Here is a 12,600-nt window from a genome sequence, read left to right as displayed (position 1 = left end):
CCAACCTGACCACGGACAGGGATTTCGTTCAAATTGACAACTATTCGTGAAACAAATAATAATTATGAAAAACTTAACAAAATCTATCGCCTTTAGCCTAATCGTTCTTTTTGTGGCTACCGCTTCAAAAGCACAAAAAATCCGTGTCAATCATTTTGATAAAGTAGTGGTTAATCCTGACATCGAAGTTGTATTTATTCATGGCTCAGAAGAAAGTGTAAGTATTAAAAAAGCTTTTATTGATGAAGATAAGATTGATATAAAAGTGGAAAACAACAGCCTAAAACTCTCCATTGAAGGCTGGAACTTAGACAAGAAATATAAGCATAACGGCACTAAAGCTTCTCTAGTGGTGACCTATAGAGATATAAAAGAAGTTGTTTTAAAAGGAGACCAGGATATTCTTTTTGAAAATAAACTTACCGCACAGGACTTTGAAATTAATATCTATGGCGACTCAGAAGTTACCATGAATGATGTAGACATTGATTATATGGAAACTAACAGCTACGGTGACCATACGCTGAAAATAAAATCAGGTAGAATTAACAATCACGATTATACGGTTTTCGGAGATTGTGATGTAAATACTCAGAACGTAGATAATTATACCACAAAATTGATGGTTCTAGGAGATGCTAGTTTTAACATTCATGTGAGTGAATCTTTAAAAATAAATACTTTGGGCGATGCCGATATTACCTACTCTGGAAACCCAAAAATTAGCAAAGGGCTTTCATTAGGTGATTCAAGTATTCAGAAAGCTAGATAAACTAAAAATGAGTCAGTCACGCTGTTTTTCTTAGCACAATCAACAAAACACTATGCTTAAAAATTATATCAAAATAGCCTGGAGAAACTTGGTAAACCACCCTACCTACTCTCTTATTAATGTACTTGGTTTGGCCCTTGGCATGGCGGTTACCATCATGATTAGCCTTTGGGTATATGGTGAATTGACTTATGACAGTCACTTTAAAAACAAAGACCAAATAGGGCAGTTTTGGCAAAGCCAAACTTTTAATGGCTCCATCAGTACAGGAAGAGCTATTCCACGTCCATTGGAGTTTGAACTTCATAATAACTACAACCAATATTTCAAGCATACCGTCATGAGTACTTGGACACAGTCGAGGTACCTGAGTACAGCAAATAATACGATCAATAAAACTGGGAATTATATGTCACAAGCAGGCCCTGAAATGTTTGATGTGGAAGTGATAACCGGCCAAAGGGATGGATTAAAAGACATAAAATCAATCATGCTTTCTCAGTCTACCGCAAATGCACTTTTTGGAGATAGTGAAGCCTTAGGGCAAATAGTAAAGGTCAATAACAGAACCGACATGAAAGTTACGGCTGTTTATAAAGACTTCCCTTTCAATACCAGCTTAAACGAAACACAATACATCATGCCGTGGGACCAATACGTGGCAGAAAACGAATGGGTTCAAAACTCGGTAGACAGTTGGGGAAATAACTCTTTCCAAATGTTTGCTCAGGTCAGTGACAACCAAACGGTAAAGAGTGTTTCGGATGCCATAGCAAAAGTAAAATATAAGGCCGCCGGTGAAGACTTTCAGGCTTATGACCCAACATTGTTTCTCATGCCCATGAAAGACTGGTATTTGCGTTCTCTTTTTAAAAATGGGGTACAAAATGGCGGCAGAATTCAGCTGGTCTGGCTTTTTGGTATTATTGGCGTTTTCGTATTGTTTTTAGCATGTATCAATTTCATGAATTTGAGTACCGCCCGTTCAGAGAAACGAGCCAAAGAAGTGGGTATTAGAAAGTCCATTGGTTCTTTGAGAACTCAACTAGTCAAACAGTTTTTGAGTGAATCTTTCATGGTGGTAATTCTTGCATTCGTGATTGCCATAGCATTGGTTTTAATATTTCTACAGCCATTTAATCAATTGGCCGATAAGCAAATTGAATTCCCCTGGTCAAATAGTATATTTTGGCTAATTAGTCTAGCTTTCATCACGCTTACCGCCTTAATCTCTGGCAGTTACCCTGCACTTTATTTATCGTCATTTCAGCCCGTCAAAGTCCTTAAAGGGACTTTTAAAACAGGTAAATACGCCGCAATTCCAAGAAAGGTGCTGGTGGTGCTTCAGTTCACAGTGTCTATTGCTTTAATCATTGGTACTTCCATGATTATGCGTCAAATAAACCATTCCAAAAACCGGCCGATAGGTTATGACAAAAAAGGAATGATTCAGCTCCCTGTGATGTCAAATGAGTTTTTAGGCAAATCTGATTTTATACGAACACAGTTTCTCAACAGTGGAGCTGTTCAAGAATTCTCCACGTCTAGCAGTCCTACCACCGAGGTTTACTCAAACCGTTCTGGCTTTCTTTGGGAAGGAAAACAAGAAGGTTTTCAGGAAGATTTCGCTTGGACGGAGGTTTCTCCAGAATATGCCAAATCTCTTGGCATGAAAGTAATAGCGGGAAGAGACCTTTCTCGTGATATGTCCACCGACTCAAACGCGGTTTTGGTCAATAAAACTTTTGTGAAATACATAGGCAAAACAGATGTAATAGGACTTCAATTAAGAGACGACTCTGATGAACCCGGCCCAGCGTTGACTATTGTGGGCGTGGTGGATGATATCATAACGCAGTCGCCCTACGAACCAGTGAAACAAGCTGTTTATGCTTTTGACCAATATGGCAATGTTAGCTATTATAATTTGCGTTTAAACCCAAGCAAATCTGCTAAAGAAAACCTGGTTGTGGTTGAAAGTGTGTTTAAAGAGCATTTTCCAAACCTGCCTTTTGAATACCAATTCATTGATGATGAATACGGTAGAAAGTTTGAGATGGAAGAGCGAATAAGCTCTTTGGCAGGAGTTTTTACCGCATTGGCCATTTTGATAAGTTGCCTTGGGCTTTTCGGTTTAGCTTCTTTTGTTGCGGAGCAACGAACCAAAGAAATAGGTGTAAGAAAGGTATTAGGAGCATCTGTCACAAACCTATGGGCCATGCTCTCAAAAGACTTCATTTGGTTAGTTTGTATTTCAATGCTGATTGCGGCACCCTTGGCATACTTTGGTATGGATGCCTTCTTAAGTAGATATACGTATCGTACAAATTTAGCATGGTGGGTATTCTTACTTGCTGGACTTGGGGCAGTTATCATAACCCTTCTCACCGTCAGCTTTCAGGCCATTAAAGCCGCGATGAGTGACCCTGTCAAGAGTTTGAAAAGTGAGTAAGGTCTTTTATCAAAAGCCAAAACCCATTATAAACTCTATACTTCATACTTGTCCGAAAGCGATTTCAAATGTTCGCTTTCGGACATTTTCCATTTCAGCACTTACCACAAACAATTGACTACAAGACAAATAAAAGTAATGGCACGGTGTATGAAATTAAACATGTAATTGTACAGCACATATTTAAACGCAGACCAAACATGTTAAAGAACAATATAAAAATAGCATGGAGAAGCCTTAAAAAGTCTCCCTTTTTCACCTTCCTAAATACTTTCGGGCTAGCCATTGGTATGGCGGGTGGGCTACTCATTGGTTTATACATTTATGATGAGCTAAGTTTTGACGACATGTTTGCCGATGCCGACAGAATTCATCGTTTAAATGTTGACATTAAATTTGGCGGACAAGCACAAGAGTTTGCTGTGGCAGTTCCTCCTATGGCTGCAGCCTTAAAAAAGAATTTTTCTCAGGTAGAAGAAACCACCAGATTTAGAACTTGGGGTAGTATGCTGGTGAGAAGACCCGAAACCACAGAAAACCAAAAAGAAGAACAAAGTACCTATGCTGATGCCAACTTCTTAAGTTTCTTTGGCTTGAATTTATTAGAAGGCGATGCGGCTACTGCTCTTTCCCAGCCAAACACTACCGTTATTAGTGAAACCGCTGCAAAGAAATACTTTGGAAATACCTCCGCTATTGGCAAAAGTATCCTTATCAATAACGAAGAAACCTTTAAAGTAACTGGCGTAATTCCAGATTTACCTAAAAACTCTTTTTTAAGAAACTATAGTGTTTTTATGGCCATGGAAGGTTATGAAGAGTCTAAAAGCCAAGAGTGGGGAAGTAATAACTTTAATACGTTCATCAAATTAATTCCCTCTGTAAATGCCGCAGATTTACAGCAGCCTCTTCAGATTATTTTTGAAAAGTACATGGTACCTTGGGCTGCCGCCTTTATGCCTGGCTTAGACCGTGAACAATTTGAAGCCGAGGGAAATTACATCAGATACAGCACAGTGGCTTTAACTGATCTCCACTTAGCCTCTAACAGAGTGGCAGAGATGAGTACCAATTCCGACAAACAAAACATCTATATTCTTTCTTTCATAGCCTTGTTTCTGATGACATTGGCTTGTGTAAATTTCATGAATTTATCTACCGCCCAGTCTTTAAAAAGAGCTAAAGAAGTAGGCGTTAGAAAGACCCTTGGTTCTGGTAAATTTGGCTTAGTTAGACAGTTTTTGACAGAGTCAGGACTTATCTCATTTCTATCTTTATTGTTGGCCTTAGTTGTGGCTATTATAGCCCTACCATACTTTAACGATTTGGCTGGAAAAGAAATGACCATCCCTTTTGCCAATCCATTATTCTGGCTCACCATAATTTTAACAACCCTCTTTCTTGGCCTTTTCTCTGGTAGCTATCCAGCTTTCTTTTTATCAAGATTTGTACCTGTGAAAGTATTAAAAGGCGGAGGACAAACGAACATAGGAGGCGGAAATATCAGGAACTCCTTGGTAGTATTCCAATTTGCTATTTCTGTCTTTTTAATCATAAGTACTTTGGTCGTATTTCAACAGTTGAAATATATTCAAAACAAAGATTTAGGCTTCCAAAAAGACCAGATGCTCATCATTGACGATGTTTATGCTGCGGGTACTTCTGTAGAGTCTTTTAAAGAACAAGTTGCCAACTTAGGTTTAGTAGAATCTGCCACGTTAAGTAGCTTTTTACCTACTCCATCAAACAGAAGTGATAATGGATTTGAACTAGAAGGCTCTGGAGAAGAAAACAATTCCGTTCAGATGCAAAGCTGGGCAATAGACCACGATTATGCCAAAACATTAAACTTAGAGATGGTGGCAGGACGCTTTTTTGACAAGTCTTTTAGTACGGACACTAGCGGAATAGTTATCAATGAAACGGCTTTATCTATTTTGGGCCTAAGTCCCGAAGAAGCCATTGGAAAAAGATTGACCACTGGGGTCGGTGTTGAAAATCCAGAATATTCTACCATTATAGGTGTGGTAAAAAACTTCCACTACTCATCATTCAAAGACGACATTGCTGCACTAAGCATGCATATCGGAGGCTACGCAAACAAACTAACCGTAAGACTGAAACCTGGTGATTTTAAAAGCACCATAGTCGAAATTGAAGAAAAATGGCAGGCAGTGGCTCCCGGGCAGCCTTTTAATCATTATTTCATGGATGATTCTTTCAATAACACTTATGAATCAGAGCAGCGTTTGGGAAGTATCTTTTTCACTTTCACCATTTTGTCTCTATTAATTGCTTGCCTTGGCTTATTTGGTTTAGCTGCTTTTAATGCGGAAAAACGTACCAAAGAAATAGGTATAAGAAAAGTAATGGGGGCCAGCGTAGGTCAAATTAGCTACCGACTTACCATCGACTTTTTAAAGCTAGTGGGTGTAGCCATTTTGATAGCATTGCCTTTAGGCTGGTTTGTCATGAACAAATGGCTAGAAGACTTTTCATATAGAATTGACATTCCTGTTTGGATATACATTTTAGCAGCAGTTTCTGCCGTTCTAATTTCTATTTTGACCGTGAGTTATCAAAGTATAAAGGCCGCTGTAGTCAACCCTGTAGAATCTTTAAAGAGTGAATAGCCCATTTATCCATAGAAAGGAAGGCACATCAATCGAAATAACATCAATTAGAAAAGCATTAAACCATGATAAAAAATAACATTAAAATAGCTTGGCGTAGCCTAAAAAGTTCTCCCTTCTTCACCTTCCTAAATACGTTTGGACTGGCTATTGGTATGGCAGGTGGGCTACTTATAGGGTTATATATATATGACGAACTAAGCTTTGACGACATGTTTGCTGATGCCGACAGAATCCATCGAGTGAATGTCGATTTGAAGTTTGGCGATTACGAAAAAAGCTTTGCCAGTGCTCCTGCAGTTCTTGGCCCAACATTGAAACACGATTTTGACGAAGTAGAGTTAACAACGCGATTTAGAAGTACAGGTAGTTTATTGGCAAAACGGCCAAATGTAGAAGAGAATTTAAAAGTAGAATCTACAACATTTGTTGACCCTTCTTTTCTAAAAATGTTCGGTTTCAAACTGCTTCAGGGAAATCCTGAAATCTGTTTAACTGAACCAAACACGCTCCTAATTACCGAAAGTATAGCCAAGGCTATTTTCGGCAGTGCAAATGCTTTGGACGAAAGTATCATGCTGGATAACCAAGAGACATACAGAATAACCGGTATAGTGCAGGATATGCCTCAAAAATCTTTTTTGCGTAACTACGGTCTCTTCATTTCTATGTCTTCGTTTGAGGCTGCCGAAAACCCTGAATGGAGCAACTACAACTTCCCAACATTTATTAAATTAAACGAGAAAGTTTCTAAAACAGATTTCGCTCCCAAACTGCAGACAGCTATTGATAATTACTATCTTCCTATTACTCAAAATGATACTCCAAAACCAACCGAACGTGATTTGGAAGAAACGGGTAACCATGTTAACTATTCACTCCTAGCCATAAATGATTTGCATTTGTCGTCCAATAGGCTATCTGAATTAAGCCCAAATGGTGATATGCAGAGCATTTATATTCTTGGATCCATAGCCCTTTTTCTAATCCTACTGGCTTGTGTTAATTTCATGAACCTTTCTACGGCTCAATCGCTAAAGAGAGCCAAAGAAGTAGGTGTCCGCAAAACACTTGGTTCTGATAAACTAGGTTTGATAAGCCAATTTCTTACAGAGTCTGGTTTAATTACTTTTCTATCATTATGCCTAGCATTAATTGTGGCCATTATAGCCCTGCCATACTTTAATCAGCTGGCCGACAAAAACATGTCACTGCCTCTTTTGAGTCCAGTTTTCTGGTGCGTTCTTTTAGTCGTTACTTTTATTCTAGGCTTGTTTTCAGGAAGTTATCCAGCTTTCTTCTTATCAGGTTTTACACCTGTAAAAGTATTAAAAGGTGGCAACCAAAACCTTGGTGGCGGTAAAATCAGAAATTCATTAGTTGTTTTTCAATTTGCCATTTCCGTCTTTTTAATCATTAGTACTTTAGTAGTTTTTCAGCAATTAGATTATATCCAAAACAAAGATTTAGGTTTTCAAAAAGAGCAAATTCTTATCATAGACGACGTTTATGCTGCCGGTACTTCTGTAGAATCTTTCAAAGAGCAGGTAACTAATTTGAATCTAGTGGAATCCTCTACTTTAAGCAGCTTTCTTCCAACGCCTTCAAACAGAAGTGATAGTGGATTTGAATTAAAGGGGGCAAATGAAGAGAATAAAATCATTCAAATGCAAAGATGGCGAGTGGATTATGATTATGCCAAAACGCTCAACTTAGAGATGGTAACTGGACGGTTTTTTGATAAATCTTTTAGCACAGACACCAGCGGAATAATCCTTAATGAAACAGCACTTGACATTTTAGGTCTAAGCCCAGAAGAGGCTATTGGTAAAAGATTGGCAAAGAATGTTGGTGATGAAAATTATACTATTATTGGTGTTGTTAAAAACTTCCATTACGAATCCCTTAAAGATGACATTGGAGCACTTAGCATGTATATTGGTGGACATGCTGGCAAACTAACCCTAAAACTTAGCCCAGGTTATTTTAAAAGTACCCTAGCCGAAATAGAAGAAAAATGGCAGGCAGTGGCTCCCGGGCAGCCTTTTAATCATTATTTCATGGATGATTCTTTCAATAACACTTATGAATCAGAGCAGCGTTTGGGAAGTATATTCTTCACTTTCACCATTTTGTCTCTATTAATTGCTTGCCTTGGCTTATTTGGTTTAGCTGCTTTTAATGCGGAAAAACGTACCAAAGAAATAGGTATAAGAAAAGTAATGGGGGCCAGCGTAGGTCAAATTAGCTACCGACTTACCATCGACTTTTTAAAGCTAGTGGGTGTAGCCATTTTGATAGCATTGCCTTTAGGCTGGTTTGTCATGAACAAATGGCTAGAAGACTTTTCATATAGAATTGACATTCCTGTTTGGATATACATTTTAGCAGCAGTTTCTGCCGTTCTAATTTCTATTTTGACCGTGAGTTATCAAAGTATAAAGGCCGCTGTAGTCAACCCTGTAGAATCTTTAAAGAGTGAGTAGTTTTATTGGCTAAATTTCTTTTATCCGAGTATAGAAAAATATATAAACAATGGATTCCTTATATCGCCATGTACTGTTTGAACATTGTCGAAATTCTAACATCAAAAGCTAAATGATGAATGAATGAATAAGAATTTCGACTGTGTGAGTTTACATGGTGTTGTTTTTTTTGCTTCGTTTTTTTTCTAAAAAAAATGACGTCCCCACTGGAAAGTGAGCGAGTAATAAGATTTGGTTGAAGAACATACTTTCTCTTTAGCGGTCATTTTCCAGAGTATTCATCAAAATAAGCAACACAAAAGCATTAATTATGTTGAAAAATTATTTCAAAATAGCTTGGAGAAATATCAAAAACGACAAACTGTTTTTTGGCATCAATATGCTAGGCTTAACTGTGGCTTTTCTTGTGGCCCTTGTGCTTTTCTTGTCGGCTCATTTTGAGTTTTCTTATGACAACTTTCAGGCAAACAAAGAGCAACTGTACAAGGTCTTTTACAAAGTAAACAGACCTGAGAAATCAGAATTTGGGACGGCTATGCCTTTCCCAAAACAACCTGCTATCAAAGCAGAGTTTCCTAATGAAATAAAATACGCCAGCAGAATTTTAGATGGAGGAATGTACCTTCAAAAAGGGGACAAATCCTTTGACTTAGATGTCAATTTTGTGGACGAAGATTACTTTGAAATGTTTTCTTTTGAATTGTTAAAAGGCAATAAAAAATCCGCTTTAAGTCAACTTAATAATATTGTAATAAGCCAAAAAACCGCTGAAAGCATTTTTGGCAAAGCTAATCCTATCGGTGAAACCGTTATGGTTAATTTTGGAGCAGGCACCGTGCCCTTTACCGTCAATGCTGTCACACAAAATGCCCCAGAAAACTCCTCCATTGAAAATCAGAATCTGGTTAGAATAGAAGCTTTTCCAGACTACTTAAAACAGAAAGACAACTGGAACTCAAAAAATCATGACTTATATATACAATTGGCCGAAGGAGTCAATTACCTAGACTTTGAAAAAAACCTTAAGCCTTTCACAGAAAAGTATTACCATGAAGACATCAATTTTGCCAAAGAATCGGGTTACGCAGGTGACGAACGTGGTGAAATAATCAGCACCAGGTTATTACCTTTTACTAAAATACATTTTGACCAAGAAGTTGGAAATAATGCCACCGACCCCTATTACCCATATATTTTATTGGCTATTGGTTTATTAGTTCTTCTCATTTCATCCATAAACTTTATCAATCTCTCCATTGCCAAAGCCTTCAAACGCTCTAAAGAAGTAGGTATGCGAAAAGCATTAGGTGCTTCCAGAAAACAGCTCATTTGGCAGTTTTGGAGCGAAGCTTTTATCACATATTTCCTTGCTTTCGTTTTGGCTATGACTTCAGCTCTATTTATAATTCCTGAAGTGAATGCATTATTAAATGGACATCTAAATTTCAAGCAGCTCTTTCAAGTAAATGTTTTGCTAAGCATCTTCATAACCTTTACCATCATTACTGCTTTGGCAGGTGGATATCCCGCATTGATGGTCTCGAGATTTCAGACCGTGGCGGTTTTAAAAGGTAAAGTAAAAACGAGTTTGGTAAAAGGCGGAATCAGGAATACGCTCATTGTGGTTCAGTTTACTATTTCTATTGGTTTAATAGCGGCCACTTTTGTTATCTGGAATCAGATAAACCTGCTGCAAAACAAACCATTGGGTTTTGATAAAGAACATGTGATTAGTATTCCTGTGGGTAACAGCATTGATGGCTATTCACTTTTAAGCTATTACAGAAATGCTTTAGCCGGCGAAAGTCAAATTCAAAGTATTACGGGCTCTGATGGCAACCTAGGTATTGGCAATGACCACAGCAGTATGTCATCCGTTTTCGGGTTCAACCAAGAGAACAAGAACATTCAAACCAACGGTCTTAATGTAGATTTTGACTATGTAGAAACCGTGGGTTTACAACTTATAGCCGGTAGAAGTTTTAATAAGAAATACGCCACAGACAGCACGGAAGCCTGTATCATCAATGAAGCCATGGCCAGAGAGCTTGGAAGTATAGAAGATTTAATAGGTACCAGAATCAATTTGGACGAAGGAAAAACAATTATCGGGATTGTAAAAGATTATCATTTCCAGTCACTGCACAAAACGGTAGAGCCTTTGACATTAATGTTTAACAAGCCATTTGGTATTTCCTATATTCTTGTCAAAATCAATGGCTTAAATCCAGGACAAACCATGAAACTCTTAGAGGACAAATATCTGGCTTATGCTCCGCAGGCTGATTTTCAAGGATCTTTCCTAAATGAAAACACAAACAACCAGTACAAAAAGGAGCAGAAGTTTGCGAAAATCTTTGTAACCGCCGCCAGCATTGCCATTCTTCTTTCTTGTATCGGGCTTTTTGCGGTAGCACTTATGGTGATTAAAAACCGAACAAAGGAGATAGGTGTAAGGAAAGTTTTAGGAGCTGACACACATAGGCTGGTAGTACTCATGAGCAAAGACTTTCTTTTATTGGTTTTAGCATCTATCCTAATAGCATCGCCCATGGTCTATTATATCATGAATTCTTGGCTAGAAAAATTCCCATACAGAGTGGGTGTAGACTGGAAAGTATTGGCTTCTTCAGGAGCTTTAGCTTTGCTAATAGCATTTATCACGGTGGCTTACCACGCTATTAAAGCAGCTCAAATGAATCCCGTCAATTCATTAAAATCTGAATGAGTTAGGAACCTCTCTATCCTGTTTATCGTAAATTAGATGAAGTATTCTTTGAGACAGATTTTCATGAGACATCTCTAGTTTAATTCATTCAATTTCGATAACAACCTCCTAGGAGGACAAGTATAAAACAGGTAATATGAAAAGTATAAATCCGGCAACAGACCAACTCTTAAATAACTATCAAGAACTCACAGATGAGGAAATTATTTCCAAATTAGACAAAGCAAAGGGTGCTTTTGAAAGCTGGAGAAAAGTACCATTACTGGACAGATGCAAATTACTCACAAGGGCAGGCGAAGTCCTTAGAGAAAACATCGAAGAATACGCCAAAACCATAACGGAGGAAATGGGGAAACCTATTTCCGAATCTCGCTCAGAAATAGAAAAATGTGCTTGGGCATGTGATTTCTACGCAGAAAATGCAGAAGAGTTTCTAAAAAATGAATTCATAGAAACCGACGCTCAGAAGAGTTTTGTCGCACATCATCCAATAGGCACTGTCTTCGCGGTAATGCCTTGGAATTTCCCTTTTTGGCAGGTTATTAGATTTGCAGCACCTACGCTAACTTCAGGAAACACTGGCGTTTTAAAACATGCATCCAATGTTTTTGGATGTGCGTTATGCATAGAAGACGTTTTCAAAAAAGCGGGCTACCCAGAATTTGTTTTCCAGAGCTTTTTAGTAAGCTCAAGCAAAACGGAAATTATTATTTCTCATGAAGCCATAAAAGCCGTAACTCTAACGGGAAGCGAAGCCGCCGGTAAGTCTGTTGCGGCATTGGCCGGAAAATACCTCAAAAAGTCACTATTAGAACTCGGTGGAAATAATGCGTTTATAGTACTTGAAGACGCGGATTTAGAAGAGGTAGCTGAGCTAGCCGTAAAAGCTAGAATGTTGAACGCTGGGCAGAGCTGCATAGCCGCTAAAAGGTTTATCATCGCAGAAAGTATTTATGACGAATTTGTTGAGAAATTCATCGCCATCACTAAGAAGCTAAGAACAGGTAACCCGCTAAAAATTGAAACGACCATTGGCCCTTTGGCTCGAAAGGAATTAGCTACTGATCTTCAGAAACAAATAAGCGTCTCCGTTAGCCAAGGAGCCGAGATCCTTTTGGGAGGAGGTAGAAACGGAGCCTTCCATGAGCCTACCGTTTTAGGAAATGTATTACCTGGAATGCCGGCTTTCGACGAAGAAACCTTTGGACCCTTAGCTGCCATGATAAAAGCCAAAAACACAGAAGAAGCCTATCAATTAGCGGCAAATTCGAGTTTTGGACTTGGTGTGACCGTTTGTACTACCAATATTGAGTTGGCACTTTCTATGGCCCCAGAGATTCCAGATGGAGCATACTTTATCAATGAACTGGTGAAGTCTGACCCAAGGCTACCCTTTGGCGGAACTAAAAACTCTGGATACGGCAGAGAACTCGGTAAAGACGGTATGATGGAGTTTGTCAATAGACAAACCGTTTATTTGAAATAAATGAATTCGACGCTGAACTGTCCAAAAACGGAAAAACTGTCCG

The 12,600-nt window shown here is 38.4% G+C and carries 6 protein-coding genes; all 6 read left to right on the top strand.

Translation table 11 applies throughout. The features are described from left to right. The first annotated feature begins 64 nt into the window (after positions 1-64). The 6 genes from ACSBFT_RS19825 to ACSBFT_RS19800 all read left to right on the top strand — a co-directional run bounded on the left by ACSBFT_RS19825 (position 65) and on the right by ACSBFT_RS19800 (position 12,557). Entirely contained in the window at positions 65-772 is a 708-nt protein-coding gene (locus tag ACSBFT_RS19825; RefSeq protein WP_489602151.1) for a GIN domain-containing protein, read from the top strand. 52 nt (positions 773-824) lie between these two features. Next, positions 825-3,224 (top strand): ABC transporter permease, encoded by a 2,400-nt coding sequence (locus ACSBFT_RS19820; RefSeq protein ID WP_489602150.1) that lies wholly within the window; start codon positions 825-827, stop codon positions 3,222-3,224. 200 nt (positions 3,225-3,424) lie between these two features. Continuing rightward, positions 3,425-5,857: an ABC transporter permease gene (locus tag ACSBFT_RS19815; RefSeq protein WP_489602149.1), complete on the top strand. Its 2,433-nt coding sequence runs from the start codon at positions 3,425-3,427 to the stop codon at positions 5,855-5,857. 65 nt (positions 5,858-5,922) lie between these two features. Then, positions 5,923-8,343: an ABC transporter permease gene (locus tag ACSBFT_RS19810; protein ID WP_489602148.1), complete on the top strand. Its 2,421-nt coding sequence runs from the start codon at positions 5,923-5,925 to the stop codon at positions 8,341-8,343. A 310-nt stretch (positions 8,344-8,653) separates the two neighbouring features. Continuing rightward, on the top strand, positions 8,654-11,071 hold the full coding sequence (locus ACSBFT_RS19805) for an ABC transporter permease (RefSeq protein ID WP_489602147.1): 2,418 nt from the start codon (positions 8,654-8,656) through the stop codon (positions 11,069-11,071). Positions 11,072-11,207: 136 nt separating this feature from the next. Further along, complete coding sequence (locus ACSBFT_RS19800; protein ID WP_489602146.1) at positions 11,208-12,557, top strand: NAD-dependent succinate-semialdehyde dehydrogenase; 1,350 nt, start codon at positions 11,208-11,210, stop codon at positions 12,555-12,557. Positions 12,558-12,600: the final 43 nt, after the last annotated feature.

The sequence above is a fragment of the Arcticibacterium sp. SM2516 genome (genome assembly GCF_057914865.1).
This window is presented reverse-complemented; position numbering and strand designations above follow the sequence as displayed.